This is a genomic window from Sphingopyxis sp. sgz302558 (assembly GCF_057220455.1).
This window is the reverse complement of sequence record NZ_JBXPUZ010000003.1, coordinates 138,367-162,979: the sequence shown is the minus strand read 5'-3', so window position 1 is coordinate 162,979 and position 24,613 is coordinate 138,367. Positions and strand designations below refer to the sequence as shown.

The window sequence follows — 24,613 nt, the reverse complement described above, 5'->3', positions numbered from 1 at the left end:
TGTAAAGGCCCGCTGGTTTGACCAGCGGGCCTTTTTCATTTTGGGAGGTTAGTCGGCGATGATCGCGATGGCGATATAGAGGAGCAGCGGCAGGCCAAAGCCCAGCAGCGTTAAGCCGACGAACGCGATACGCGTCCACATGACATCGAAGCCGAACTGGTCGGCGAGGCCCGCACACACGCCGAAGGCCATGCCACTAACGCGATTCTTGCGGAAACCCTGTTTCATTCTTTTGGTCCTTTGTGTCGAATTGTGGATGGGGAACCGTCCGATCAAACGACCAGACGGCCCACATTGTCGACGCCCATCGCGGCGGCCATCATGACCGAGGCATAGAGCGAAACGAAAGCGGCAACCGCCAGGCTGCGGACCGCGTCGAGGTTGATGCGTGACATAATCATTTTCTTCCTTTCCTGTTGCGGGCGGGGCCATCCCGTCCATGCCAACTGTTATGCAGGAGCCGTGCCAATTTCATTCATTGGCCGTTAAGCGGGGTTTTTCGGACTGCAACCTGTCGATTGCGCGAGAAAAATGCACTGAAACCGAAAAATATCCCGTCCTTTGGTGTGAAATGCGATGTTGCACGGTGGCAAGTCAGCAAAAGATGGGCCTCATCATCGGCGCGCGATGCTGCTAGGCAGGGCGGAGTATGGCCATCGCCCGCTTGTCTCTCACCAATTTCCGCAACCATGCCGCGCTTGAATTGAGCGCCGGTCCGGGGCTGGTGGCGCTCTATGGTGCCAATGGTGCAGGCAAGACCAATATATTGGAGGCGCTGTCGTTGCTGGCACCCGGGCGCGGGCTGCGCGGGGCGGCGCTGCCCGACATGGCGCGCGATGGGCAGGAGGCGGGCTTCGCCGTGTTCGCCGACTGGATGACGGACGAAGGCAGCGTCGCGGTTGGCACCGGCGTGGCCGGTGATCGCCCGACGCGGCGGCAGGTACGCATCAATGGAGCGGCGGCGGCGGCATCGTCGCTCGGCGAATGGTTGGCCGTGTTGTGGCTGACCCCGGCGATGGACCGCTTGTTTATGGATAGTGCAGGCGCGCGGCGGCGCTTCCTCGACCGGTTGGTGCTGGCGTTGGAGCCAGGGCATGCCCTGCACAGCAATCGACTAGAGGCGGCACTGCGCGCCCGAAACAAGCTGTTAAATGATCCAGGCGGTTATGATGTGGGGTGGATGACGGCGCTGGAGGGGCAGATAGGCGAGCATGGCGCTGCGGTGGATGCGGCACGGCTGCACACCATCGCTGCGCTGGGGCGACAACTGGCGATAGCGAGCGATGGCGACGATTTTCCCGTGCCGCAGCTCAAACTGGTCGCCGGAGAGGGTGTTGAGCGCATAGCGACGTGGGACGCTGCGGAACTTGCGGCGACACTAGCGGCGAGGCGCACCATCGACGCGAACGCGGGCCGGACAACCCGCGGCCCGCATCGGGACGATCTGCTGGTGTATCACCGCGCAACTGGTCGCGCGGCGGAACGCTGTTCGACCGGAGAACAGAAAGGCCTGCTGCTTGCGATGATCCTCGCGCATACCGATTGTGTGGCGCGCGCGCGGGGCACTCGACCCTTACTGTTGCTGGACGAAGTATCGGCACATCTCGATCCCGCGCGGCGTGGGGCGCTCTATGCAAGGCTTGCGGCGGGGGGTGGCCAGTGCTGGCTGACCGGGACCGAAGCGCTGCTGTTTGACGAGATGCCGGGTCCCGTGACGCGCTATGCCTTGGATGCGGGGGGTATTCGCGCCGCCTAGAGGATGTCGTGGACGACGTCCTGCGGGCGGCACAAGCGCACGCCCTTTTCGGTCTCGACAAAAGGCCGGTTCACATAGGCTGCGTTGGCGACCATCGCGCTGATGATTTCATCGTCGTCCATGTGGGCGAGCCCGCGTTCCTCGGCATCGGTGCCGCGCAGACGAAGCGCCTGTGCCGGGGTCACGCCTGCATCGGCGATCAGCTGTCGCAGCTTGGCTTCGGCATAGGGCGACTTAAGATATTCGATGACGGTCAATTCCACCCCCGGAGCGGCCTGCAATATTTCAAGCGTCTTGCGCGAGGTGCCGCAGCCGGGGTTGTGCCAGATGGTCGCTTGCATCGCGGCCTAGTAGCAAAAGCCCTCATCGCGGTGAACCAGCAATTTTTTTGCACTTGCGACCTATTCGCATCTTGCCATTGCGAATTATTCGCATTAGTCGATTTGCAGCCGCAGGGGTGGCTTTAGAAAGCGACGTTTTTTCCATGATCCGAATGACCTTGTCCGCCATTTTGCTGGTCGGCACCGCAATGCCTGTGCTGGCTGCAGACACCGGCCTACCCGCCGGGGACATGGGCGGCGCCGCAGCGTTGGAAGTGGCCGACGGGCGCGAGATTATCGTCACTGGCACGCTTGACGGTTATCGCACCATCGAAACGACGACTGGAACCAAGACCAACACGCCGATCATCGACGTCCCGCAATCGATTACCGTGGTGACCGAAGCACAGCTGGAGGATCAGGCGATCCGCTCGATGACCGATCTGGCGCGGCTGGTGCCCGGAGTGTCGGCGGGGCAGGGCGAGGGGCACCGCGACCAGCTGACCTTTCGAGGTAACAATTCCACCGCCGACTTCTTCGTCGATGGCCTGCGCGATGATGTGCAATATTATCGCAGCTTTTATAATATCGAGCGGGTCGAAGTGCATAAGGGACCGAACGCCATGGTGTTCGGGCGCGGCGGCGGCGGCGGGCTGATCAATCGCATCACCAAAGGCGCGCTGGTCGGCGAAAACCGGACCGAAGCGACGGCCTCGCTCGACAGCTTTGGTGCCTGGTATCTGGCGGGTGACGTCAATGCGACGCTGGGGACGGCGGCGGGGCTGCGCATCAACGCATTTTATGAATCGCTGGATAATCATCGCGATGCCTTTTCGGGGGAGCGCTACGCCGTAAACCCGGTGGTCGGGGCCGAACTTAGCGAGACAGTGAAGGTCGAGCTGGGCTATGAATATGTGCGTGACGACCGCGTGGTCGATCGCGGTGTGCCCGGGCAGTTCATCGGATCGCTCGCGGCGCCGACCGCGCCGCTTACAGGCTTTCGGGACACCTTCTTTGGCGTGCGCGGGGTGAACAACAGCGATCTGGAAGCGCATATCCTGCGCTTTCGCGGCGAGGCGGCGTTAACCGACACGCTGACGCTTAGCGCGCAGGCACTATATGGCGACTATGACAAAATTTATCGCAACGTCTTTGCCGCCACCGCCGTGAATCGCAGCGGCGCGGTGCCAACGGTGGGCATCGAGGCCTATGCCGACCCGACGCAGCGTGAGACGTTTATTGCGCAAAGCAATCTGGTGTGGCGCGGGTCGACCGGCGGTATCGACCATGTGCTGCTGGTCGGGGCCGAGTTTACCGCGCAAGACACTTATAACGAGCGGATCAATGGGTTTTTCGGCGGCGGTCTGGCCTCTGCCAATCGGCGTGTAACGGTGAATTTGACCGATCCGCTGAGCATTCCGACGCCGTTGTTCGTTGCCGGACCGACCGGCAACAGCAACCGTGCAGTGACCAGCGATCTGTCGCAGCTGTCGCTCTATATTCAGGACCAGATTAGCTTTGGCGAGATGTTCGAGGTGATTGCTGGTCTGCGCTATGACCGGTTTGACCTGACCGCGACAAATTTGTTCACGGGCGCTGAATTTGCGCGGACCGATGATCTATGGTCGCCGCGCGTGGGGCTGGTGTTCAAGCCAGACGCCAAGGCGTCAATTTATATCAGCTATGCCAAAAGCTTTCTGCCGCAATCGGGTGACCAGTTTACCGGGCTGGACCTGACGAGCGCCGCGCTGGAGCCCGAGGAGTTCGATAATTATGAGTTTGGGGTGAAATGGGACGTCGCCAGTGCACTGTCGCTGACCGCCGCCCTGTTCCAGCTTGATCGGTCGAACACCCGCGCGCCGGGCGCGGTTGCGGGCACGGTCGTGCTAACCGGCGAACAGCGCAGCAAGGGGTTTGAACTGGGGCTGACCGGAAAAATCACGCCAATCTGGCAGATTGCGGCGGGATATAGCTATACCGATGCCGAGATCACGGCGACGACCAGTGCCGCCCCGGCGGGCCGCCGTGTGGCGCAAGTGCCGCGCCACCAGCTGAGCTGGTGGAACCGTATTGAGGTGAACGATGTGTTGGGCATCGGACTTGGTGCCTATCACCAGTCGCGCAGCTTTGCCTCGATCAGCAACGCGGCCGTTATCCCCGCCTACACGCGGGTTGATGCCGCATTGTTCGTTGCCATCAGCGAGCGGATCGACCTCCAGCTGAACGCCGAAAACCTGCTGGGCGAGCGCTATTTCCCCTTTGCGCATAACGACAATAATTTCTCGACCGGCGCTCCGTTCAATGTGCGTGGAACGGTGCGGGTGAAATTCTAGACTCGGTTCGTGGCGGAATAAGCACATTTGCTCGCAGTTAACGCTGCGGCAACTTGAGCTTTGATACCATCACCGCTTGATGCACGACAGCAAGATGCCGTGCAAAGACGGTGCGGAGGGTCATGGTCGCGAAATTGCCAGTTACACGCAGGACAATGCTGGGGAGCCTCGGTGCGATGGTCGCCGGAGCAGCGCTTCCCGCACGGGCGGAGATTTTCAGTCCGTTCGGCGCGATGCCGCAGACCTTCGATCCTGTGGCGGTGGCACGCGAACAGCTTGCGCGCCACGGGCACAATATCGCCCTGACCGACCGCGTTGGTGTGGTCGATTTCGGCCAACCATCGCGCGCGCCACGCTTTGCGCTGGTCGATATGATCAAGGGCGCGGTACAATATTTTCCAGTGACACATGGACGAGGATCCGACCCCGAACACGACGGCTGGCTGAAAAATTTCTCCAACCGGATCGGCAGTCTGGCAACGTCACGCGGGGCCTATCGCACCGCTGACTATTATTGGGGTGCCAACGGATCGTCGATGCGCCTGCACGGGCTGGAATATGACAACAGCAATGCCTTAGCGCGGGCGATTGTCGTGCATGGGGCTTGGTATGCCGAACCGACGCTGATTTCCGAACAGGGCAAGTTGGGGCGCAGCGAGGGCTGTTTTGTATTCGGCGCCGACCTGTTGCCCGAGATCATGTACAAACTGGGCCCGGGCCGCTTGTTGGTGGCCGATCGCTATAGTGCGCCAGCGGTCCCGCCGCCTGCGCCGCTGGATCAGGGCAATGTGGTGCTGGCCGCGAGCGGGCTGACCCTACCCTAACGCCCAACCGGTGCTGGCGTGACCGCTGGCTCCGCTTTCGCCAACACCGTCGCCGCTGGCCGACCGGGCTTGGCAAAGCTGGCAATGACCGGCGTGTCGCGCTCGTAGAGGTCCTTATAGGTCGCCAGTTTGCCGTCGCTGGTAGGCGCGACGGTCCAATAGGCGACATAGACCGGGAAGGGCTCCTCAAAGGCGAAGCGCGTGGTTTCACCGCTCGCGTAAGCCTCGCCAAAGGCCTCCGGCGTCTGACCACCGAACAACACAGCCATCAGTCCGGAAAAATGCAATGCGCGTTCGGTGCGGATGCAGCCATGGCTGAAGGCACGCTCGGCGGCCGCGAATGCACCCTTGGACGGTGTATCGTGCAGATAGATGGCGTGCTCGTTGAGCATTTCCATCTTCATCATGCCCAGCGCATTGCCGGGCCCCGGCTTTTGGGTGACGAACAAATTTTTGCCCGTTCCGGTCCAAGTATAGCCCTGCGCGCGCGCCGCCGCTGGATTGCTCGCGATGGTGGCTCCAATGCCTTCGTTGATGATGCTGCGCGGCAATTTCCAGTCGGGGTTGATGATGATGCCCGTCGCCATCGGGTTGAGCTGCGGCGTCGCGGTTTTGACCGCGCCGACCACGGCCTTGTGCGTCGCAATCACGGTGCCGCCATGCACCACCCGAGTCATGAATTCGGGTACATTGGTGACGACATATTTTTCGCCCAGGGTGCGCGGCATCCAGCGCCACCGTTCCATGTTGACGCGGATACGATCGGCGGCGGCCTTGTCCTTCGCCTTGGGAAGGGCGGCTTTCAGCGCCGCAAAACTGGGGTGTTCGGGGCTGAGGCTCGCCAGTTTGCCGGGCACGTCATTGCCGTTTAGCGCAGCGACCAGCAGCGGCACCAGCGGTGTGGTGTCGGCGTCATGATCCTTCATAAACCATTGTTTGCGCGCGGCATTGGGTGTGCGACCATCGCGCAGGTGGGTGGCGAGCAGGAGGAAGCTGTCGGTCGCCACCGCGTTGAGCACATCACCGTTGCCGCCCACGATCGCCGCCGCCAGCTTTTCGGGGGCGTAGTCGGCTGGGAACAGCCCGTCGGATCCGGCGGCCTCGATGGCACGCAGCAGGGCGGTGGCGTTTTCGGCGCTCCAGTCCGGGATTTGGATGGCAGCAGCCGGGGCCACTTCGGGGGCCTTGTCTTCGACCACATCGGGGACGATTACGCGTTCGCCCTCTGGGTCGATATTGGGCCCGCGCAGCTGTGCCGACGCAGTGCCACCGAGCAGGAGCATTGCAAAAGTGAAACCAAGCGGGCGAGCGAGAAGTGCAGTGCGCATCATGCTTCAACCATTAACCCAGGCCTCAGGTTCCGAAAAGATGCCTTTGCGCAATTTTACGTCCCGGTTTCCTGTTCCGCCAACCACTGTTCGAGCCATTTGATCGTATAATTGCCATTGATGACGTCGGGATCGGACAACAGCGCCTGATGCAAAGGGATGTTGGTCTTGACGCCGCTCACCACCATTTCCTCCAGCGCACGGCGCATCCGCATCATGCAACTTTCGCGGCTGCGCCCATAAACGATCAACTTGCCGATCATGCTGTCGTAATAGGGCGGAATGGAATAGCCGGCATAGAGGCCGCTATCGACACGCACGTGCATACCGCCGGCGGGGTGATAGGCGGTGACCTTGCCCGGCGAGGGCATGAATGTGCGCGGATCTTCAGCGTTGATACGGCATTCCATGCTGTGGCCGCGGAACTCCAGATCCTCTTGAGCGACCGACAGCCCGCGCCCGTCCGCGATGCGAATTTGCTCTCTGACGAGGTCAAAACCGGTGATCATTTCGGTGACGGGATGTTCCACCTGGATGCGGGTATTCATCTCGATGAAATAGAATTCGCCATTTTCCCACAGGAACTCGATGGTCCCAGCGCCGCGATAACCCATTTTTGCCATTGCGGCGGCGACGATGCCACCCATGCGCGCGCGTTCTTCAGCCGAAATGACCGGCGAGGGCGCTTCCTCCAGCACCTTTTGATGCCGCCGCTGGAGCGAGCAATCGCGTTCACCCAGATGGATGGCGTTCCCCTTGCCATCGCCAAATATCTGAAATTCGATGTGGCGCGGATTACCCAAATATTTTTCCATATAGACCGTGGGGTCGCCGAACGCGGCTTCGGCTTCTGACGACGCTTGCCCCATCAGGCTTTCGAGGCTGTTCGCATCGGGCACCACCTTCATGCCCCGCCCGCCGCCGCCCGATGCCGCCTTGATCAGCACCGGATAGCCGATTTCCTCGGCCATGGCGCGACATTCGGCGCCATAGGTGACGGCACCGGGCGAGCCGGGGACGACGGGCATGCCCAGCTCGACGGCGGTGCGCTTGGCTTCCACCTTGTCGCCCATGGTACGGATATGTTCGGGCTTGGGGCCAACAAAAACGATCTTATGCGCCTCGATAATCTCGGCAAAGCGGGCGTTTTCGGACAGGAAGCCATAACCTGGATGGATGGCATCGGCGTGCGTGACCTCGGCTGCCGAAATGATTGCCGGGATGTTGAGATAACTGTCCTTGGCCGCAGGCGGGCCGATGCACACAGCTTCGTCGGCCAGCCGGACGTGCATCGCTTCGGCGTCGGCAGTGGAATGCACCGCGACGGTCTTGATGCCCATTTCATGGCAAGCGCGGTGGATGCGCAGCGCAATCTCGCCGCGGTTGGCGATCAGGAGCTTTTCGATGGACACGGCGCGTCAGGCAATCGTGAAGAGCGGCTGGTCAAATTCGACCGGCTGGCTGTTTTCGACATGCACAGCTTTGAGCGTGCCGCCCTTGGGCGCGGTGATCGGGTTCATCACCTTCATCGCCTCGATAATCAAAATCGTATCACCCTCGGCCACTGGTCCGCCAATCGCGGCAAAGGGCGCGGCGCCGGGTTCGGGCGAGAGATAAACGGTGCCGACCATCGGCGATTTGGTTGCGCCGGCAAAGCTGTCGGCTGCGGGTGCGGCGGGGGTAGCGGCGGGCGCTGCTGGCGCGGCGGCCGCCACCGGCGCAGCGGCCATCGCCACCGGCGTGGCGACCGCCGTCATGGTGCGGGCGACGCGGATCTTGCGCTCGCCATCCTCGACTTCGATTTCGCTGAGGCCGGTGGCGTCAAGCATCTCGGCCAGTTCGCGGATATAGCCCGGATCAATGTTGATGCCGTGCTCCTTATGGTCGCCCATATGATGTTCCCATTTTGTGGGTCGCAGGCCCTGACCCGCGACGCGCCCCGTTTGTGGGTCCCCTATTGTCAGAGAGCGGCGGCGGCGTCCAGCGCCAGCGTATAACTGTCGGCGCCGTGCCCGGCAAAGCCGCTGTGCGCGGCCATGCCGATATAGCTGACATGTCGGAACGGCTCGCGCGTTCCGGGGTCCGACAGATGCACCTCGATCACCGGCACTGTGATGGACTTGATGGCGTCATGCAGCGCAATCGAGGTGTGGGTATAGCCCCCTGCGTTGAGCAACACCGCCTTCGCGCCCGCAAAATGCGCCTCGTGCAGCCAGTCGATCAGCACACCTTCATGGTTCGACTGGCGCACATCCACCCGCACCCCCAGCCGCGCGGCCTGTTCGTGAAGCCGCCCGGCGATTTCGTCGAGCGTGGTCGTCCCGTAAACCTCCGGCTCGCGCGTGCCGAGCAGGTTGAGGTTGGGGCCGTTGAGGACGTAGATAAGGGGGGTGGGCATGGTCCGGGGTATAACCGGCGCCATCACCCATGCAATGCGCTTTTCCTCCCCGCCGCACCGCAGCAGGGAGGAAGGCGTCAGCGTTGGATCAGAAGTGAAACACCACGCCGGCCATCGGTCGCAGCGTTTTGAAGTTGCGCGTCGTCATTTCCAGGCGGATGCGGATGCCGGATTCACCGGTCACCCCCCCAAGACCAATTTCGCGCGGTCCGGCTTCGACGCCGATGCCATAGACTTCGTCGCCATAATCACGGCCGCCAGTAACGCTCTTGTCGGTGAAGTTCACCCATTCATAGCCAGCCTTGGCATAAACAAGGCCGCTTTCACCGGCGCGCAACCCCACGCGGCCAGCGACGCCATATCGCCAATCGATGATGCCATCGACGCCCTTGGCAACATTGCCCTCAGCACCAACGAAAAAGGCACCGAGCGGAATGTTCGCGCCGACAATGCCTTCGACCAGCGCGCCTTTACGGCTGCCCCCGCCGATACGGTCGGGGATGCCGCTGCTGGTCATATTGTCGTCATAGCTGGCATAACCACCCATGACGGCGACATAGGGTTCGAAGCCGAATGCATCGCTACCGTCGGGTGCAGTGACGGCGTCGGGTGTGGTAGTATTTTCCGGCGGCGGGGTCATGCTGTCTTGCGCCATGACAGGCATGGCAGTCGCACAGCCAGCCGCAAGCGCGGCTGCAATCATCAATTTACGCATAATTTCCTCGGTGGTTGGGGAAAGGGTGCGAACCCAGCCCCTGTCTTGTGCAGGGCCATCGTTCAGGGTGAGTAAGCACTCCCAAGACGTTATGTTCCGTGCCGCAGCGGTTGCCGGCTGTATTGTGGCTTTAGGGCAACAGATGATTGGCCGAGCGTATCAGCGGGCTTTGCGCCACCCTGCGTGCCCCCGGTTGCCCTTGGCGGCGCGGTGCCTATATGCCGTCTGGCTGCACGACGTAGGACGCGAAGATGATCTCTATCACCCTTAATGGCGAACCGCGCCGCGTGGCACCGGGCAGCATCGCGGCGCTGGTGGAAGCGCTGGGGCTGCCGCTGGCCAAGGTGGCGGTTGAGCGCAATCTGGAAATTGTTCCGCGTTCGACGCTGGGCACGGTAGAGCTGGCCGAGGGTGACCGACTGGAAATTGTGCATTTTGTGGGTGGGGGTTAAGGGCGAATGAGCAGCGACAGCTGGACCGTAGCGGGCCGTACTTTCACTTCACGGCTGATTGTCGGGACCGGGAAATACAAGGACTTCGCCGAAAATGCAGCCGCTGTCGCGGCGTCGGGGGCCGAAATTGTGACGGTCGCGGTGCGGCGGGTGAACGTGTCGGATCCGTCGGCGCCAATGCTGACCGATTTTATCGACCCCGCGAAAATCACCTATCTTCCCAATACCGCGGGGTGTTTTACCGCCGACGATGCAATCCGCACGCTGCGGCTGGCGCGCGAGGCAGGGGGGTGGGACCTTGTCAAGCTGGAGGTGCTGGGCGAGGCGCGCACGCTTTATCCCGACATGCGCGAAACGTTGCGCGCGACTGAGATTTTGGCGAAAGAGGGCTTTCTGCCGATGGTTTACTGCGTCGATGATCCCATCGCGGCGCAGCAACTGGAACAAGCAGGCGCGGTGGCGATCATGCCGCTGGGGGCGCCAATCGGGTCGGGGCTGGGCATCCAGAACCGCGTGACCATCCGCCTGATCGTCGAGGGCGCGAAAGTGCCGGTGCTGGTCGACGCCGGAGTGGGCACTGCGAGCGATGCGGCGGTGGCGATGGAGCTAGGCTGCGACGGGGTGCTGATGAACACCGCGATTGCCGAGGCGAAGGACCCGGTGCGCATGGCACGCGCGATGAAACTGGCGGTCGAGGCAGGGCGCGACGCTTATCTCGCCGGCCGCATGGGCACGCGCAAATATGCCGACCCGTCGAGCCCGTTGGCAGGGCTGATTTGAGCGCTTAGCGCCCGCCGGAGGCGACCAGATCGACGTCGGTCATGGCGCCATCGCTGCGCAGCATAACGACATAGGCGAGGTCGCCCTTGGTCCCGCCCAGCATATGTTCCTTGCCCTCGACGCGGTGGTCGCTGGTGTAGCCCGCGCGGGTGGCGAGCGTGTGATAATAGTTGAGCACGGCCTGTTTGGACGCGGCGGTCTGGAAGTTGACGACGCGGATATTGCACAGACCACCCTGAACACCGGCCGCCTCGCGTACCAACGCGCGCGGATAGACGGTGAAAGCGGCGGGCAGGCGCTTTGCCCAGTCATTGCTATAGGTCAGTTTGGCGTCGCATTTGCCCTTCGACGGATTGTTCGCCAGAGCGCCCAGCGTGACAGGTTCTTTGGCAGCCGTGCAGTCCCCGCACGGCTCCATGGGCTTGGCGGTGGGGGCCGCGAGCAGCTTGCCGCCCAGCGCTTCGCGCGCGGCACCTTCCGCAGCAGCAGGCGTTTGCGCCGCTTTCTTGGGATCGACGATGATTTCCTGTTGCAGTGGGCCCAGTTGCTGCGCCGCTAATTCCTTGTCGAGCGCGTCTTGCTTGGCTTTGTCCTGTGGCTCGCGGAAGCAGCCGGACAGCAACAGCGCCGTGCCGATCGTCATCCCAAGCATGATCCTGCCGCCGCGCGCCATGGTAACACTCCCTTAACCTTTGGCCCGGCAATGCCGCGTGATGGTTAAGTTCGGGTAAGCAAACAGCGTTAATGCGGCGGTATATTTCAGCCGAAAACCGTCCCGCTGCGGGAATCGAGCGGCAGAGGGGCGGTACGGATCAGGCGCGAGGTTGCGACGGCCGCCTGGCGGTGGATAACGGCGAGACGATAGGCGGGGTCGGTGACCATTTCCATGAAGGCGCCGCCGTGCGGATACTGCGCGATAAAGGCCATGTCCCAGTGCTCCTCGGCGGGGCCGATCAGCACCGTTTCCGGTTTGCCGCGCCAGACGAGCGAGCCACCGACCCGCTGGAAAACGGGCCCGCTCTCTTTGCCATAATTTGCATAAGCCTGCGCCCCGGTTAGCCCTGCGGCAGCGAGGGCGTGGTCGGCGGGGTAGGCCGCGCGTTCGCGAAAGCGTAGCAGATTTATCATATGGATGGGGGTGTCGCGCGGGAGGGCCTTGAAGGCATCAAAGGCCGTGCGGGTAGGATCAACGCAATTTTCGGTCATGGCTTCATCTCCTTGCGGCGCGCGCGCCATTGGGCGGCGCTTTGCGCCCATTTGTCGACGGGATAATCCTGATAGGGGGCGGGCATTGCCGTGGGGCCGACGTTAACCGCGCCCAAGCGCTTCGCCAGCGCTTGGCTGCGGATATTGTCGGGTGCGATGCAGTGCATCAGTTCGTCCCAACCGAGAAACTCGACAGCAAAATCGCAGGCGGCGACAGCGGCCTCATAAGCATAGCCCCGCCCTGCAAAGCGCGCGCTGACGCCATAGGCGATTTCCTTGCCGGGCCAGCCTTCGGGTTCCCACGGGCCGATGCGGCCAACCCAAGTGCCGGTGGCGCGCTCGATCACCGAGAACATGGAAAAGCCGCGAATATGCCAAGCCCCGGCCAGCGAGCAGAGCTGGCGCCACGCGGGCGAGGCTTCCTGCTTGCCGCCGATGAAGTCGTTGGTGCCATCCTCCTGGCAAAAGGCGGCGTAGGCGGGGAAATCCTCGGGCGCAGGTGGACGCAGGATCAGACGCTCGGTCACGAGCAGCGGGCCGTTGAGCATGGTAGTTCCCCTCTGGTGCGGGGTCATAGCGTCGCTACGCTTGCGCGCAAGCGGGGGGCATGCGAAACAATACCCATGCTGAACGTCCTCTCCATTTTGATTGGCGCGGTTGCGCTGCTGCTGGCCATCCCCGCCACGGTTCCCTTCTTTGGCTGGGCGAATTGGATCATCTTGCCGATTGCGGCTTTCGGTTTCCTGCTGGGGCTGATGTCGGACCGGAAATCGGGACAGATTTTCTGCGCGGTGGTGATGGGAATTTGCGCGCTGCGGCTGTTCCTGGGCGGCGGCATCTTCTGAGCCGACAATGACCGACAGCTCGGGCCAGCCGATTGCGCGCACAGCGCTTGCTCAAGCTGTAGGTGCCTATTTCATCTGGGGGTTCCTGCCCGTTTACTTCAACCTTTTGAAGGCGGTGCCGCCGCTTGAGGTGGTGGCGCACCGGATCGTCTGGTCGGTGCTGCTGCTGCTCGCCATGCTCTATTTCCGGCGGCGGCTGGCGGCGCTGTGGGAGGCGCTAACGACCCGCGCGATGCTTGTACCAATGACGGCGACGGCGCTGCTAATCGGGGGCAACTGGCTGATTTACATCTGGGCGGTGACCAACGGCCATGTCGCGGCGGCGAGCCTGGGCTATTTCCTCAACCCGCTGCTCAACGTGCTGCTGGGCTATTTGTTCCTGAAGGAGCGGCTGACGCGCTGGCAGTGGGTGGCGGTGGCGCTTGCTGGCCTGGGGGTCGCGATACTGGCGACGGGCGCGCTCGACGCACTGTGGATTTCGCTATCTCTAGCGCTGAGCTTTGGTCTTTACGGCCTGATCCGAAAGGTCGCGCCAGTGGGGCCGATGGTTGGGCTGGCGAGTGAAACGATCATCCTGCTGCCGCTCGCGCTGGGTGCGCTGGCGGTGTGGACGGTGCAGGGCAGCGGGCACTTTGGAACGCTGGGAACGCAGACCGACGCGCTGCTGCTGGCGGCGGGGGTGGTGACGGCGGTGCCGCTGCTCTTGTTTGCCTCTGCGGCGCGGCAGATGCCTTATGCCACCATCGGCCTCATCCAATACATCGGGCCGACCATCCAGTTTCTGCTGGCGATTTTTCTGTATCGCGAACCGTTAACGACAACGCATCTGGTCACCTTTCCACTGATCTGGGCGGGACTGATGCTGTACAGCTGGGATATGTGGCGGCTAAGCCGGTCAGGCAGCGAAGCGCCAGCCTAGTTCCTCGCCCGCGTGGAAAGGGATGATGGTCGTGTCGCCGAGTGGCAGGCTGGCGGGAACGGACGCAGCCGCGCGTTCCAGCGTGATGGTCGCGTCGTTAACAGGCAGCCGGTAAAAGGCTGGGCCGTGCAGGCTGGCAAAGCCCTCAAACTTGTCGAGCGCGCCTTCCTCATCGAACACCGTGAGATAGCTTTCGAGCGCGAAGGGCGCGTTAAATATGCCCGCGCAGCCGCAAGCCGCCTCTTTGGCCTCACGCGTATGCGGGGCGCTGTCGGTGCCGAGGAAATACTTGGGGTTGCCGGAGATTGCGGCCTTGCGCAGCGCCAGCCGGTGCACCTCGCGCTTGGCCACGGGAAGGCAATAAGCATGCGGGCGGATGCCGCCCGCGAACATGGCATTGCGGTTGATGTGGAGATGCTGCGGCGTGATGGTGGCGGCGATGTTGGGGCCTGACGCCGCGACAAAATCCACCGCCTCGCGCGTGGTGATATGTTCAAAGACAATCCGCAGTTCAGGAAAATCGCGAACGATGCCGGTCAATATGCGGTCGATGAACACTGCCTCGCGGTCAAAGATATCGACATGCGCATCGGTGACCTCGCCGTGGATGAGCAGCGGCATGCCAATGGCCTGCATTGCCTCGAGTGCGGGAGCGAGGTTGGCGACGTCGGTGACGCCGTGCGCGCTGCCCGTGGTAGCGTGGGCGGGGTAGAGTTTGGCGGCGGTGAGGATGCCGTCGGCATGCCCTGCCGTGAGGTCCAGAGGGTCGCTGTGGTCGGTAAGGTAGGCAACCATGAGCGGGGTGAAGTCAGTCCCCGATGGAACGGTCGCCATGATGCGGTCGCGATAGGCGGCAGCCATGGCAGCCGTCGTCACTGGCGGGGACAGATTGGGCATCACGATCGCGCGCGCGAACTGGCGCGCGGTGTGCGGGACAATGTCGGCGAGCGCCGGGCCATCGCGCAGATGGACGTGCCAGTCGTCGGGGCGGCGGATGGTGAGGCGGTCGGTCATTCTGGTCGTCCAGTTGGAATTGGTGCAACCAGCCCCTAGGTTAAGCCCATGAGCGATTCCACCCCGAATAGTATTTTGACCGATCGCGCGCTGATCCGGCTGTCAGGCGAGGACGTGCGCGGGTTTCTGCAGGGGCTGGTGACCAACGATGTCGCGGGCACGCTGCCGTGCTGGGCGGGTTTGCTCAGCCCGCAAGGCAAATGTCTGTTCGAATTTCTAATCTGGGCTGATGGCAACGACATCTTGATCGATTGCGAGCGCGATGCGGCGGGCGATCTGGCGAAGCGGTTGACGCTGTACCGGCTACGCCGCGCGATCACGATAGCGCGCGAAGAGACGTTGGTGGTGCATTGGGCAGCGGCAGGCGTGATGGGTGTATCCGACCCGCGCCTTGCCGCGCTGGGTCGTCGCTGGCTGGCGCCTGTGCATGGCGGCGAAGCAGCAGATGATGCCTGGCGCGCGCACAGGCTGGCGCTGGGCGTGGCCGAAGGGCGCAGCGAGCTTGGCAGCGACAAATATCTGTGGCTGGAATGCAATGCCGCTGAGCTGAACGGCGTCAGCTTCAGCAAGGGTTGTTATGTGGGCCAAGAAAATACCGCGCGAATGAATTGGCGGCAGAAAGTGAACCGGCGGCTGGTCGTGGTACCCTTGGGTGCAGCAGACCCGGCACGGCAGACCATCGCTTATCCCGAGCTTGGCTGGTCGGTCGAGCATCGGCGGGTCGAAAGCATCGACCCCGCGGCTGCGCCAGCATGGCTGCGCGATGCGCTGGCGGTTCATTCATTGGCGGGACAGGCAGAATGAGCGAGCCTGTTTTCATGTTGAGAATATTCTCCGCCATGATGCTTGTGTTGGCGTCGGTTCCAGCGACGGCACAACTGAGCCTGCCGCCAAGCGAGGACGTGCGCGCGCCATCGCGGCTTGCTCCGCTGGACACCGAATCGCGCTGGTATGAACGGTTCGACTATGCTGGGCAGGCGCTTGCATTGACGTTGGGCGACGGCGCAGATGGGGCGTGGAGGCAATATTTCGGTGGGCAATGGCTCGCCGATGCCGACCGGACGCGCATCGCCGCGCTGTTGGGCGACGAGGAGATGGCCTTTCGCCGCGTGCTGGCCAAGGCAGACGCCTATGAACAGATGGTGCTGGGCTGGGTCCCGCCCGAGGGCGGCAAGGCCTACGCCGCCATTGCCGACAGGCCAGAGGCGGATGCGGTCATTTGCTGGCGCGCATTGGACAGTGGCGCTGCCTGGCCGACGACGCTAGCCGAGGCCGAAAATCGTGTCCGCCACGCCTGTGTGCGCCTGAGCTATAGCATCCGCTTTGACCCGCCACAGTGGCGGGCCTTTATCGATGCGCCAGCAGTGCCTGCTGATTAACCGAACGCCAATCATGCCGCGCTAGCTTCGCGGATATGTTTCGCCAATATCTGACTCTGTCGATCTTCTTCGTGCTGTTCGCCGTAGTGGTGGGCGGCGTTTCGCGCGTGCGCGTGCCGGGCGGTGATGATGCGGCCGCCGCGGCCGCCTCCACCGACGACGGCCCCTGGTCACGCATCGGAAAAAAATCGGGGCCTGGCAGCTCCATCCCCGAGAAAAATGGCGGCGAAGTGCGGTTGCAGCGCGACTCCGATTCGCATTTCTATGTTGACGCCGTGGTCAACGGCTCGAGCATCCGGATGATGGTAGACAGCGGCGCATCGATGATTGCGCTCACGCGGCGCGATGCCGAGGCGATCGGTATCGATGTCGACAGCCTGCCCGAAGGCGGCAGCGCCAATACTGCGGGTGGGGTCGTGCCGATCCGCCCGGTCCAGCTCAATAGCGTCGGGGTGGATGGGCTGACCGTGGTTAGCGTACAGGCGGCGGTGATCGACGCCGACATGCCGACCAGTCTGCTGGGCCAAAGCTTCCTCTCACGCCTGCAAGGCGTCGAGGTGAGCGGTGATACTATGACCTTGCGATAGGCGCATAGTCGCGCCACATGGGCGGCATGACCCAAGCCCAGCCCCCGCTTAAAGCCGTCATCATTCCTGTGACCCCGCTCCAGCAAAATTGCACCTTGCTGTGGTGCACGGCGACCAACAAAGCCGCCTTTGTCGATCCTGGCGGCGATCTGGACCGTCTGAAATCGGTCGCAGCCCAGCATGGGGTCATCCTTGAGAAGATATTGATCACGCATGGCCATCTTGACCACTGCGGGCAGGCCGGAATGCTGGCGCAGGAACTGGCGTTGCCCATCGAAGGGCCGCACGAAGATGACCGTTTCTGGATTGACCAGCTCGATGACGACGGCCCGCGCTGGGGCATGGTCGCGCAAAGCTTTGTCCCCGACCGCTGGTTGGCGCATGGCGACACGGTGACGGTCGGCAATCTGGTGCTGGATGTGGTGCACTGTCCTGGACACACGCCAGGGCATGTGGTGTTCATCCACCGCCCGTCAAAGCTGGCCCTGGTCGGCGATGTGCTGTTTCAGGGCAGCATCGGCCGCACCGATTTTCCGCGCGGCAACCATAGCGATTTGATTGCGTCGATCACCCAGCGGCTGTGGCCGTTCGGTGACGATATTGTCTTTGTTCCGGGGCACGGCCAGACGAGCAGCTTCGGGCAGGAGCGGCGCACCAATCCTTATGTTGCCGACAGTATGACGGGGATGGTTCGCGCCCCATCCTAGTGCGGGGCGACGACTTCGGCTTCGCTGGGTATCGGGCCTTCGGTGACCACCTCAATCGGCGTCAGATAGACTGTGATGATGGCGGTGATGGCTAGCCCGGCCTGGGTCAGCAGGGTGATGAGTGTGCCCACAAAGCGGGCATTCGTGGCGCCGTCCATGCCAATGGCATGCGCGATGCGACCGGCGAAATAGAGGCCGCCAACGGCCCAAAGCCACGTTGCAGGTCCGACCGCCAGTTCGATCAGTACAATGAGTATCAGCACGAAAGCGGTGCTTTCGACATAATTGCTGTGCGCGCGCATTCGGCGGATCAGCGGCTCGTTGCCGCCGTCACCGACCATTACCTGTTCCTTGGTGCGGACGCGACCGCAGCGGATCATCAGCCAGATATTGATAAGCGCGGCCACGGCTGCCAAGGTCATGCTGATCGGCAAAATTGTCATAGTGTTGCTCACCCCCTCTGGTTTCTTGCCACCAGAATAGTATTCGCTGCGCTGCTGGCAAGCAGTGCGTCAGTTCCAATCAAGGCTTGCCTTTCAGACCGGAATCGCTATAGCGCCGCCCGTCCGGCATCCCGACACCTTCTGGCGTTGAGGCTCCCTCCGGCTCCCGAAGCGGGAACGGCGGGCGGTTGATGCGTCGCTGGACAGCTAGCGTAGTGGCGCTGCGGGGATGCTGTTGTTGATAAACAGATTGAAGCAGGAAAAGTCATGGCCGTCCCCAAGCGAAAAACCTCTCCGTCGAAGCGCGGCATGCGCCGCAGCCACGATTCGCTGAAGGTTGAAGCCTTTCAGGAATGTTCGAACTGCGGCGAGTTGAAGCGTCCGCACAATATGTGCTACAAGTGCGGCTATTATAACGGCCGCGAAGTCGTCGCCATCGGCGCCTGACGCTTCCATCTGACCGGAAAAATTTTATGGGGCTGACACCGCGAATCGCCATCGATGCGATGGGCGGTGATGGTGGCGTGCCCGTAATGATTGCGGGTGCGGCCGCAGCGCGGCACCGGCACGACGGCCTGAAATTCCTCCTGGTCGGTAACGAGGCGCAGATCAAGGTTGCGCTCGACAGCCATCCCAATTTGCGCGCCGCATCCGAAATTCTGCACACGGACGGGATCGTCACCGGCGAAGACAAGCCGAGCCAGGCGCTGCGCAAGGCGCGCGGCAGCTCCATGGGGCTCGCCATCGACGCGGTAAAGCGGGGCGATGCCGGCGGCGCGGTTTCGGCGGGCAACACCGGGGCGCTGATGGCAATGGCCAAGCTGGCGCTACGCACCATGCCGGGGATTGACCGTCCCGCACTCGCCGCGTTGCTGCCGTCGCTGGGTGACAATGATGTGGTGATGCTCGATCTGGGCGCCAATACCGAATGTGATGCCAATAATTTGGTGCAGTTTGCGATCATGGGGTCGGCCTATGCGCGCACGGTGATGGGCATGTCCGAGCCGCGCGTGGCGCTGCTTAACATTGGGACGGAAGAGCTGAAGGGCACCGACGAAATCCGCGATGCCGCCGCGATGCTGCGTGCAGCGCAAGGGCTGCCGATGCGCTTTCAGGGCTTTATCGAAGGCGACAAATTGTCGCGCGGCGAGGTCGATGTGATTGTGCACGATGGGTTTGCAGGCAACATCGCGCTCAAATCCATCGAGGGGACTGCGCGCTTCGTGACCGACCTGTTGCGGCGTGCCTTTACCAGTTCGTTGCGATCCAAGATTGGCTTCCTGATCTCGCGCCCTGCGACCGAGCTGCTCAAGCACCATCTTGACCCCAATAATCATAATGGCGCGGTGTTCTTGGGCCTGAACGGCGTCGTGCTGAAAAGCCATGGCAGTGCCAATGCGGCTGGGGTTGCCAACGCCGTGCATGTCTGCGCCGAGCTGGTGGAAAAAGACATTACGCGGCAGGTAACAGAGGATCTGGGCAATTTCCGGGCGCAAACCGCGTGACCATCAGAAGCGTGATTGCCGGAACCGGGTCAGCGCTGCCGCGGACCATCGTAACCAATGCCGAACTTGCCGCGCGGGTTGATACCAGCGACGAATGGATTGTCGAGCGTACCGGGATCCGCCAGCGCCATATTGCCGAACCCGATGAGACGACGGCGACGCTGGGCGCCGACGCGGCGCGCGCGGCACTGGCCGCTGCTGGGCTGGAGCCTGACGACATTGGCATGATTGTGCTGGCGACCGCCACGCCCGACAACACATTTCCCGCCACTGCAACCAAGGTGCAAGCGCTGCTGGGCATTAACGATTGCGTGGCCTTTGACGTGGGCGCAGTGTGCTCGGGTTTTCTCTATGCGCTGACCGTCGCTGACACGATGCTGCGCGCGGGGCAGGCCAAACATGCCTTGGTGATCGGTGCCGAAACTTTCAGCCGCATCCTTGATTGGGACGACCGCACGACCTGCGTATTGTTCGGTGATGGCGCCGGAGCGGTCGTGCTGTCGGTCGAAGCCGCGGGCAATCGCGGCGTGTTGGCCAGCAAGCTGCATGCGCAAGGCAAATATGGCGACATGCTCTATGTCGACGGCGGACCGTCCACCACCGGCACCGTCGGCCATGTACGGATGCACGGGCGCGAAGTATTCCGCCACGCCGTGACCAATTTGGCCGCCGTGCTGGGCGAGGTGTTGGATGAAGCCGGGCTTGCCCCGGATGCTATCGACTGGGTGGTGCCCCATCAGGCCAATTTGCGGATCATTGATGCGACCGCGCGCAAACTGAACCTCGCGCCCGGGCGCGTGGTGGTCACGGTGGATCGCCACGCCAATACTTCGGCCGCATCGGTGCCGCTGGCGCTGGACGTTGCAGTGCGCGACGGACGAATCAAGCCGGGCGATCTGGTAGCGCTGGAAGCCATGGGCGGCGGTTTCACCTGGGGAGCTGCGCTCGTCCGAATGTGAGACACGGTGGGATGACGCCATCCTTTCGTTTTGATTATGCGGCGCAATCAATAGCTGTTACATTCTGGTTGCAGACTCGCCGCGAACTGGGGCGCGGCGGATTATTGGCGTCGGCTTTGGGGGAGAAAGACTTTGGCTGAAAGCACCTTGACGCGCGCGGACATCGCCGCATCGATTAACCGCAATATCGGACTGTCGCGTAATGAATCGGCGCGGCTGGTGGAATCGATCCTGGACCATATGGCCGACGCACTGGCCGATGGCCAGAATGTGAAGATCAGCAGTTTTGGCACCTTTGTCCTGCGCGATAAGGGCGAGCGCATTGGCCGCAATCCCAAGACCGGGGTCGAGGTGCCAATTTCGCCGCGCCGCGTGCTGACCTTCCGTGCCAGCCAGTCGATGCGCGGAGCGGTGGCGGGCTGACCCGCCGCTGTTGAGCCGAATGACGGACACAGCATCAGGAACAGGCGGTAAGGCGGCCGGAGCGATGCTGTCGATTGGGGAGGTGGCGGCGCGCGTTGGCGTGCCGACGCACATCCTGCGCTATTGGGAAACGCGCTTCCCACAACTGCGCCCCCTGCAGCGGTCGGGCAAGCGGCGCTATTACCGCGCCGAAGATGTCGCGCTGGTGGAACGCATCCACCATTTGCTGAACAGCGAAGGCTTTACGGTCGATGGCGCGCGCAAGGCGCTGGCGGGCGAGGGGGGTCAGGTATCGCCGCCTGCCGCTTCGCCGCGCCCCGCCATTATGGTGTCAACATTGGTGGCTTTACGGCAGCGGCTTGAACGCGCGCTGGAAAGTTAGTCTATCCCCGGTCCCAATGTCGGGTCGAGATCGCGCGGGCGGATGAAGGCATCGAGCGTACCGCTGTTTTCCGCAAGGCGGCTCCAGTCGCCGATGTCAAACAGGATGCGTACCAGCGCGGCGGTGGGCAGCTTTTCTTCGATGGCCATACGTGCCGGATCGTCCGCGTCATAGGGCACCAGCATCATCGCCAGATCCTCCAGCCCCGGATTGTGGCCCACCAGCATCAGATGGTCCCCCCGCGCGCCGGTTTCGCGCAGCACATCGAACAATGTGGCAGCGGAGGCGAGATAGACGCGGCGTTCCCAGTGCGGTTCGAGATCGGCAAGCCCAGCAGCGGGCTGAAAATGGTCCAGCGTTTCGGTAACGCGTACGGCGGGCGAGGCGATAATCCAGTCGAGCGGCCAGCCCTTACCCCTCCACATTTCGCCCATCAGGGCCGCACCGCGCCGCCCCCGTGCATTGATCGGGCGGTCAAAGTCACGGTCAACCGGGGCATCCCAGCCCGATTTGGCGTGGCGCAGAATCGACAGGCTCTTCAACAGACTTCCCCTCGCGGCTGCCCTTCAAAATGCTTGTGCCGCAAAGTCATGACGCTGGAAAGGCGCTTGTCGCTTGCGCGGGAAAATTGGCCTGAACGGCGCGGACACGGGCAACCGCCTGATCGAGCGGCAGGCGCAATATGGGCGTGTCAGCCGGAAACGCCGAGAGGAAACGCGAAGGCACGGCCGACGACAAGATGACAAATTGGCCGCGATCATCGGCGCGGCGGATCAGACGGCCAAAGGCCTGGGCGAGGCGGGCGCGCACGACCATATCGTCCCACTGGGTCCCACCGCCTGCTAGCTTACGCGCGCTGTGCAACACGGTGGGGCGTGGCCAGGGGATGCTCTCCATCACGACCAGCCGCAACGAGTCGCCGGGAACGTCGACACCGTCGCGCAAAGCATCGGTGCCGAGCAGCGATGCAGCCGGGTCGCTGCGGAAGATATCGACCAAAGTGCCGGTGTCGAGCGGGTCGACATGCTGCGCAAACAGCGGCAGCCCTGCGCGCGCTAGCCGGTCAGCGATGCGCGCATGAACAATGCGCAGCCGCCGGATCGCGCTGAACAGCCCGAGCGTGCCGCCACCTGCCGCCTCGATCAGCCGTGCGTATGCGCCGGCGAGCGCGGCCAAATCGCCGCGCGCGATGTCGGTGACGATCAGCACTTCAGCCTGACGACGGAAATCGAACGGGCTGGGGAAGCTTTCTTCAATTACCGGCGCATCGACGTGTCGCGTGCCTGTGCGTACACGCGCGTCGGCCCAGCTGCCACCGGCGCGCAACGTGGCGCTGGTCACAAGCACCCCGTGCGCGGGTTCGTAAATCATGCGGGCAAAGGGCTGCATCGGGTCGAGCCAGTGACGGTGTAGCCCGCAATCCAGCTCGCGCCCATCTACGCGGTCGAGTGCGAGCCAATCGACGAAATCGGGATCACTCGGGCCGCCAACGCGCGCCAGCAGAGCCAGCCAGGCCGCAATCAGCTCGCAGCGCGTGCCCAGTGACAGCCGCGCGCCGTCGATCCGGCTGCGCGCCTGTGCGTCGAGCCAGTCGGGCGCTTCTTCGATGACCGCGTCGAGACGCTGCGCGAGTGCCAACAGCGGACGCTGCAACTCGATGAGTGCGTCGGCGGCCTGAGCCGCGGCTGCTACCAGCCGCCCGTCGGGCTCTGCAAGCTCGGTTTCAAGGCCATATCCTGCCTCAAACTGCGCGTCGCTGGACGCCCGGGCGAGCACCACTGCACGTACCGTGGCAAGCAGCGTTTCAACCGGAGTGGGCGGTTGATTGTCGACCAATCGTTTGAGCCAGCCGTCGCCGGGCAATGCCAGCGCAGCATCATTGGCGGATTGGACAGCGGCCTCGACCTCGCCGTCGTAACTGGCCACATCGGCAAGCCGTGCCGCCAGCCCGCGCCGCCGCCCGCGTGCGCGGCCCTCCGGGCCAATAATCCAGCGGCGCAGCTCGATGGCTTCGCCTCCAGTCAGCGCGACCGCGAAGATAGCATCGGCGGCCTCGTAAAGATGATGGCCTTCGTCAAAGATAATCCGCTGCGGCGGTCCGGCGGCATCGCGCGGGCGCGCCGTTTGCACCATTGTCAGCGCGTGGTTGGCGATGACGATATCGGCATCACCTGCCGCGCGAATTGAGCGTTCGATGAAGCATTTGCGATAATGCGGGCAGGCGGCATAGACGCACTCGCCGCGCCGGTCGGTCAGCGCGGTGGTGCCATTGCGGCGGAACAGCGCAGGCAGCCAGCCGGGCAGATCGCCGCCGACCATATCGCCATCGCGGCTATAGGCGGCCCAGCGCGCGACCAGCTGGGCCAAAATGGCGGCACGGCCGCTGAACCCACCCTGCAGCGCATCCTCCAGATTGAGTAGACAGAGATAATTTTCCCGCCCCTTGCGCACGACCACCTTGGCACGGTGATGGGAACGGTCGGGATAGAGTCGTTCGGTCTCGCGCGCCAATTGGCGTTGCAACGCCTTGGTGAAGGTCGACACATAGACGCCCCCACCCGAAGCGGCGATCCAGCTGGCGGCAGGCGCGAGATAGCCCAAAGTCTTGCCAATGCCGGTGCCCGCTTCTGCGATGACGATGTTCGGCTGGCCGCGCTTGGCGCGTGGCGCGAAGATTTGCGCCGTCGTCAGGGCATATTCGCGCTGTGAAGGACGGTCTTCAGCTGTACTGCCAGTAAGGCGCGCGAGCGTTGCAGCGACATCGCTGGGATCGGGCGTGATGGTTTTGGCGGCAGGGCGAGGTGGGGCGTCCTGCCATTCTGGCAGGCGCGAAAATAGCCAGCGATCCTTGTCGCCGGGGGTTTCCAGCCGGTCGAGCAGGAAGGGGGCCCAGCCCCAGCGCTGGCGCGACAGCGCCGCCGCCCCGTGCCAGGCGCCATCGCGTTCGGGCCAGCCGGGGGCAGCCGCGGCTGCGAGCAGCGCGGAGGCGAGTTGTTGGAGATGCGCCGCGATAGCGGCCTCGTCGCCAGGGGCGGCGAGGCCAAGCGCCGCGGACAGTCCGTCAGCCGTCGGCACGGCAAAGCGCGCCGGATGGACAAACGCAAACAGCTCAAGCAGATCGAGCCCCGACAATTCGCCATAGCCCAGCCGTTCGCCGGTCAAGGGCGCGTTGATCAACAGGTGCGGGGACGCGGCCGCTGCTGCAATCGCGGCTCCGCGATCTACTTGGCGCGCATGCCCGGCAGCATCGGTCAGCCAAATGCCGGCGTGGCTTGCGTGCAAGGCGGGGAGAGGAAGCGGAACGGCCACATAGCCGTGCTAGGGCGGCAAATGGCGGG

Annotated in this window: 29 protein-coding genes and 1 pseudogene; 15 read left to right on the top strand and 15 right to left on the bottom strand. The window is 63.1% G+C overall.

From position 1 onward, the window contains the following. Positions 1-48 precede the first annotated feature (48 nt). Positions 49-228 (bottom strand): PspC domain-containing protein, encoded by a 180-nt coding sequence (locus AC2TC0_RS11435; RefSeq protein WP_484717656.1) that lies wholly within the window; start codon positions 226-228, stop codon positions 49-51. Between the two features lie 44 nt (positions 229-272). After that, positions 273-395, bottom strand: a complete 123-nt coding sequence (locus tag AC2TC0_RS11430; RefSeq protein ID WP_484717655.1) for a hypothetical protein — start codon at positions 393-395, stop codon at positions 273-275. Between the two features lie 254 nt (positions 396-649). Here AC2TC0_RS11430 and recF point away from each other — a divergent pair, with 254 nt between their 5' ends. After that, positions 650-1,756 (top strand): DNA replication/repair protein RecF, encoded by a 1,107-nt coding sequence (gene recF, locus AC2TC0_RS11425; protein WP_484717654.1) that lies wholly within the window; start codon positions 650-652, stop codon positions 1,754-1,756. On the opposite strand, the gene AC2TC0_RS11420 is transcribed toward recF, so the two are convergent. Continuing rightward, positions 1,753-2,097: an arsenate reductase family protein gene (locus AC2TC0_RS11420; RefSeq protein WP_484717653.1), complete on the bottom strand. Its 345-nt coding sequence runs from the start codon at positions 2,095-2,097 to the stop codon at positions 1,753-1,755. The genes recF and AC2TC0_RS11420 overlap by 4 nt on opposite strands. Before the next feature lie 152 nt (positions 2,098-2,249). Here AC2TC0_RS11420 and AC2TC0_RS11415 point away from each other — a divergent pair, with 152 nt between their 5' ends. Then, positions 2,250-4,409: a TonB-dependent receptor gene (locus tag AC2TC0_RS11415; RefSeq protein WP_484717652.1), complete on the top strand. Its 2,160-nt coding sequence runs from the start codon at positions 2,250-2,252 to the stop codon at positions 4,407-4,409. A gap of 155 nt (positions 4,410-4,564) precedes the next feature. Then, positions 4,565-5,233, top strand: coding sequence for a murein L,D-transpeptidase catalytic domain-containing protein (locus tag AC2TC0_RS11410; RefSeq protein WP_484717651.1), 669 nt, complete (start codon positions 4,565-4,567; stop codon positions 5,231-5,233). Here AC2TC0_RS11410 and AC2TC0_RS11405 read toward each other — a convergent pair. From AC2TC0_RS11405 to AC2TC0_RS11385, 5 genes are all read right to left on the bottom strand, one after another. After that, a complete protein-coding gene (locus AC2TC0_RS11405) occupies positions 5,230-6,516 on the bottom strand; it encodes a L,D-transpeptidase family protein (RefSeq protein ID WP_484717650.1) in 1,287 nt (428 codons plus the stop codon). The genes AC2TC0_RS11410 and AC2TC0_RS11405 overlap by 4 nt on opposite strands. Before the next feature lie 101 nt (positions 6,517-6,617). Then, positions 6,618-7,973 carry an acetyl-CoA carboxylase biotin carboxylase subunit gene (gene accC, locus AC2TC0_RS11400; protein WP_484717649.1) on the bottom strand — a complete coding sequence of 452 codons (1,356 nt, stop codon included), beginning with the start codon at positions 7,971-7,973 and terminating at the stop codon, positions 6,618-6,620. A gap of 6 nt (positions 7,974-7,979) precedes the next feature. Then, complete coding sequence (accB, locus tag AC2TC0_RS11395; protein ID WP_484717648.1) at positions 7,980-8,453, bottom strand: acetyl-CoA carboxylase biotin carboxyl carrier protein; 474 nt, start codon at positions 8,451-8,453, stop codon at positions 7,980-7,982. Positions 8,454-8,521: 68 nt separating this feature from the next. Further along, a complete protein-coding gene (locus AC2TC0_RS11390; RefSeq protein ID WP_484717647.1) occupies positions 8,522-8,959 on the bottom strand; it encodes a type II 3-dehydroquinate dehydratase in 438 nt (145 codons plus the stop codon). An 88-nt stretch (positions 8,960-9,047) separates the two neighbouring features. After that, complete coding sequence (locus tag AC2TC0_RS11385) at positions 9,048-9,674, bottom strand: opacity protein (RefSeq protein WP_484717646.1); 627 nt, start codon at positions 9,672-9,674, stop codon at positions 9,048-9,050. Positions 9,675-9,925: 251 nt separating this feature from the next. Between AC2TC0_RS11385 and thiS the strand changes: the two are divergent. Beyond that, positions 9,926-10,906, top strand: a pseudogene (thiS, locus tag AC2TC0_RS11380) (sulfur carrier protein ThiS). A 4-nt stretch (positions 10,907-10,910) separates the two neighbouring features. Here thiS and AC2TC0_RS11375 read toward each other — a convergent pair. The 3 genes from AC2TC0_RS11375 to AC2TC0_RS11365 all read right to left on the bottom strand — a co-directional run bounded on the left by AC2TC0_RS11375 (position 10,911) and on the right by AC2TC0_RS11365 (position 12,660). Beyond that, positions 10,911-11,579 (bottom strand): hypothetical protein, encoded by a 669-nt coding sequence (locus tag AC2TC0_RS11375; RefSeq protein WP_484717645.1) that lies wholly within the window; start codon positions 11,577-11,579, stop codon positions 10,911-10,913. A gap of 86 nt (positions 11,580-11,665) precedes the next feature. Next, complete coding sequence (locus AC2TC0_RS11370) at positions 11,666-12,112, bottom strand: DUF1330 domain-containing protein (protein WP_484717644.1); 447 nt, start codon at positions 12,110-12,112, stop codon at positions 11,666-11,668. Continuing rightward, positions 12,109-12,660 (bottom strand): GNAT family N-acetyltransferase, encoded by a 552-nt coding sequence (locus tag AC2TC0_RS11365; protein ID WP_484717643.1) that lies wholly within the window; start codon positions 12,658-12,660, stop codon positions 12,109-12,111. Before AC2TC0_RS11365 ends, AC2TC0_RS11370 begins: the two co-directional genes overlap by 4 nt. Before the next feature lie 75 nt (positions 12,661-12,735). Here AC2TC0_RS11365 and AC2TC0_RS11360 point away from each other — a divergent pair, with 75 nt between their 5' ends. After that, entirely contained in the window at positions 12,736-12,957 is a 222-nt protein-coding gene (locus AC2TC0_RS11360) for a hypothetical protein (protein ID WP_484717642.1), read from the top strand. Positions 12,958-12,964: 7 nt separating this feature from the next. Beyond that, positions 12,965-13,876, top strand: a complete 912-nt coding sequence (gene rarD / locus AC2TC0_RS11355; RefSeq protein ID WP_484717641.1) for an EamA family transporter RarD — start codon at positions 12,965-12,967, stop codon at positions 13,874-13,876. Here the strand turns inward: rarD and pyrC are convergent. Further along, entirely contained in the window at positions 13,853-14,890 is a 1,038-nt protein-coding gene (gene pyrC, locus AC2TC0_RS11350) for a dihydroorotase (RefSeq protein ID WP_484717640.1), read from the bottom strand. The two genes, rarD and pyrC, sit on opposite strands and share 24 nt — an antisense overlap. Positions 14,891-14,938: 48 nt before the next feature. Between pyrC and ygfZ the strand changes: the two genes are divergently transcribed. Genes ygfZ through AC2TC0_RS11330 form a run of 4 tightly spaced genes read left to right on the top strand, consistent with a single transcriptional unit; the run spans position 14,939 to position 17,563 of the window. Beyond that, on the top strand, positions 14,939-15,694 hold the full coding sequence (gene ygfZ, locus AC2TC0_RS11345; RefSeq protein WP_484717639.1) for a CAF17-like 4Fe-4S cluster assembly/insertion protein YgfZ: 756 nt from the start codon (positions 14,939-14,941) through the stop codon (positions 15,692-15,694). Next, the gene (locus tag AC2TC0_RS11340; protein WP_484717638.1) at positions 15,691-16,269 is read left to right on the top strand and encodes a hypothetical protein; all 579 of its coding nucleotides are present in this window, start codon (positions 15,691-15,693) and stop codon (positions 16,267-16,269) included. The genes ygfZ and AC2TC0_RS11340 overlap by 4 nt, the downstream gene beginning before the upstream one ends. A gap of 35 nt (positions 16,270-16,304) precedes the next feature. Then, positions 16,305-16,856, top strand: coding sequence for a retropepsin-like aspartic protease family protein (locus tag AC2TC0_RS11335; RefSeq protein ID WP_484717637.1), 552 nt, complete (start codon positions 16,305-16,307; stop codon positions 16,854-16,856). A 26-nt stretch (positions 16,857-16,882) separates the two neighbouring features. Continuing rightward, positions 16,883-17,563: an MBL fold metallo-hydrolase gene (locus tag AC2TC0_RS11330; protein WP_484717636.1), complete on the top strand. Its 681-nt coding sequence runs from the start codon at positions 16,883-16,885 to the stop codon at positions 17,561-17,563. Here the strand turns inward: AC2TC0_RS11330 and AC2TC0_RS11325 are convergent. Further along, positions 17,560-17,985: an MAPEG family protein gene (locus AC2TC0_RS11325; RefSeq protein WP_484717635.1), complete on the bottom strand. Its 426-nt coding sequence runs from the start codon at positions 17,983-17,985 to the stop codon at positions 17,560-17,562. The two genes, AC2TC0_RS11330 and AC2TC0_RS11325, sit on opposite strands and share 4 nt — an antisense overlap. Before the next feature lie 288 nt (positions 17,986-18,273). On the opposite strand from AC2TC0_RS11325, the gene rpmF reads away from it, so the two are divergent. The 5 genes from rpmF to AC2TC0_RS11300 all read left to right on the top strand — a co-directional run bounded on the left by rpmF (position 18,274) and on the right by AC2TC0_RS11300 (position 21,275). Continuing rightward, positions 18,274-18,453 carry a 50S ribosomal protein L32 gene (rpmF, locus tag AC2TC0_RS11320; RefSeq protein WP_484717634.1) on the top strand — a complete coding sequence of 60 codons (180 nt, stop codon included), beginning with the start codon at positions 18,274-18,276 and terminating at the stop codon, positions 18,451-18,453. Positions 18,454-18,479: 26 nt separating this feature from the next. Further along, positions 18,480-19,511, top strand: coding sequence for a phosphate acyltransferase PlsX (gene plsX / locus AC2TC0_RS11315; RefSeq protein ID WP_484717633.1), 1,032 nt, complete (start codon positions 18,480-18,482; stop codon positions 19,509-19,511). Beyond that, positions 19,508-20,470, top strand: coding sequence for a beta-ketoacyl-ACP synthase III (locus AC2TC0_RS11310; protein ID WP_484717632.1), 963 nt, complete (start codon positions 19,508-19,510; stop codon positions 20,468-20,470). The genes plsX and AC2TC0_RS11310 overlap by 4 nt, the downstream gene beginning before the upstream one ends. A gap of 132 nt (positions 20,471-20,602) precedes the next feature. After that, complete coding sequence (locus AC2TC0_RS11305; RefSeq protein WP_484717631.1) at positions 20,603-20,893, top strand: integration host factor subunit alpha; 291 nt, start codon at positions 20,603-20,605, stop codon at positions 20,891-20,893. A 64-nt stretch (positions 20,894-20,957) separates the two neighbouring features. Then, positions 20,958-21,275, top strand: coding sequence for a MerR family transcriptional regulator (locus AC2TC0_RS11300; RefSeq protein ID WP_484717630.1), 318 nt, complete (start codon positions 20,958-20,960; stop codon positions 21,273-21,275). Here the strand turns inward: AC2TC0_RS11300 and AC2TC0_RS11295 are convergent. Next, positions 21,272-21,817 (bottom strand): SixA phosphatase family protein, encoded by a 546-nt coding sequence (locus tag AC2TC0_RS11295; RefSeq protein WP_484717629.1) that lies wholly within the window; start codon positions 21,815-21,817, stop codon positions 21,272-21,274. The two genes, AC2TC0_RS11300 and AC2TC0_RS11295, sit on opposite strands and share 4 nt — an antisense overlap. Before the next feature lie 46 nt (positions 21,818-21,863). After that, positions 21,864-24,584 (bottom strand): ATP-dependent DNA helicase, encoded by a 2,721-nt coding sequence (locus AC2TC0_RS11290; protein ID WP_484717628.1) that lies wholly within the window; start codon positions 24,582-24,584, stop codon positions 21,864-21,866. Between the last annotated feature and the right edge of the window lie 29 nt (positions 24,585-24,613).

Bases quoted from the DNA above. Each gene is read 5' to 3' on its own strand.
- AC2TC0_RS11375 (WP_484717645.1), bottom strand. From the start codon at position 11,579: ATGGCGCGCGGCGGCAGGATCATGCTTGGGATGACGATCGGCACGGCG.
- AC2TC0_RS11410 (WP_484717651.1), top strand. From the start codon at position 4,565: ATGCTGGGGAGCCTCGGTGCGATGGTCGCCGGAGCAGCGCTTCCCGCA.
- AC2TC0_RS11325 (WP_484717635.1), bottom strand. From the start codon at position 17,985: ATGACCTTGGCAGCCGTGGCCGCGCTTATCAATATCTGGCTGATGATC.
- plsX (WP_484717633.1), top strand. From the start codon at position 18,480: ATGGGGCTGACACCGCGAATCGCCATCGATGCGATGGGCGGTGATGGT.
- AC2TC0_RS11335 (WP_484717637.1), top strand. From the start codon at position 16,305: ATGTTTCGCCAATATCTGACTCTGTCGATCTTCTTCGTGCTGTTCGCC.
- AC2TC0_RS11430 (WP_484717655.1), bottom strand. From the start codon at position 395: ATGTCACGCATCAACCTCGACGCGGTCCGCAGCCTGGCGGTTGCCGCT.
- AC2TC0_RS11300 (WP_484717630.1), top strand. From the start codon at position 20,958: ATGCTGTCGATTGGGGAGGTGGCGGCGCGCGTTGGCGTGCCGACGCAC.
- AC2TC0_RS11360 (WP_484717642.1), top strand. From the start codon at position 12,736: ATGCTGAACGTCCTCTCCATTTTGATTGGCGCGGTTGCGCTGCTGCTG.
- AC2TC0_RS11385 (WP_484717646.1), bottom strand. From the start codon at position 9,674: ATGCGTAAATTGATGATTGCAGCCGCGCTTGCGGCTGGCTGTGCGACT.
- AC2TC0_RS11340 (WP_484717638.1), top strand. From the start codon at position 15,691: ATGAGCGAGCCTGTTTTCATGTTGAGAATATTCTCCGCCATGATGCTT.
- AC2TC0_RS11415 (WP_484717652.1), top strand. From the start codon at position 2,250: ATGACCTTGTCCGCCATTTTGCTGGTCGGCACCGCAATGCCTGTGCTG.
- pyrC (WP_484717640.1), bottom strand. From the start codon at position 14,890: ATGACCGACCGCCTCACCATCCGCCGCCCCGACGACTGGCACGTCCAT.
- accB (WP_484717648.1), bottom strand. From the start codon at position 8,453: ATGGGCGACCATAAGGAGCACGGCATCAACATTGATCCGGGCTATATC.
- rarD (WP_484717641.1), top strand. From the start codon at position 12,965: ATGACCGACAGCTCGGGCCAGCCGATTGCGCGCACAGCGCTTGCTCAA.
- AC2TC0_RS11370 (WP_484717644.1), bottom strand. From the start codon at position 12,112: ATGACCGAAAATTGCGTTGATCCTACCCGCACGGCCTTTGATGCCTTC.
- AC2TC0_RS11330 (WP_484717636.1), top strand. From the start codon at position 16,883: ATGACCCAAGCCCAGCCCCCGCTTAAAGCCGTCATCATTCCTGTGACC.
- ygfZ (WP_484717639.1), top strand. From the start codon at position 14,939: ATGAGCGATTCCACCCCGAATAGTATTTTGACCGATCGCGCGCTGATC.
- AC2TC0_RS11365 (WP_484717643.1), bottom strand. From the start codon at position 12,660: ATGCTCAACGGCCCGCTGCTCGTGACCGAGCGTCTGATCCTGCGTCCA.
- AC2TC0_RS11435 (WP_484717656.1), bottom strand. From the start codon at position 228: ATGAAACAGGGTTTCCGCAAGAATCGCGTTAGTGGCATGGCCTTCGGC.
- AC2TC0_RS11390 (WP_484717647.1), bottom strand. From the start codon at position 8,959: ATGCCCACCCCCCTTATCTACGTCCTCAACGGCCCCAACCTCAACCTG.
- AC2TC0_RS11405 (WP_484717650.1), bottom strand. From the start codon at position 6,516: ATGCTCCTGCTCGGTGGCACTGCGTCGGCACAGCTGCGCGGGCCCAAT.
- recF (WP_484717654.1), top strand. From the start codon at position 650: ATGGCCATCGCCCGCTTGTCTCTCACCAATTTCCGCAACCATGCCGCG.
- AC2TC0_RS11420 (WP_484717653.1), bottom strand. From the start codon at position 2,097: ATGCAAGCGACCATCTGGCACAACCCCGGCTGCGGCACCTCGCGCAAG.
- rpmF (WP_484717634.1), top strand. From the start codon at position 18,274: ATGGCCGTCCCCAAGCGAAAAACCTCTCCGTCGAAGCGCGGCATGCGC.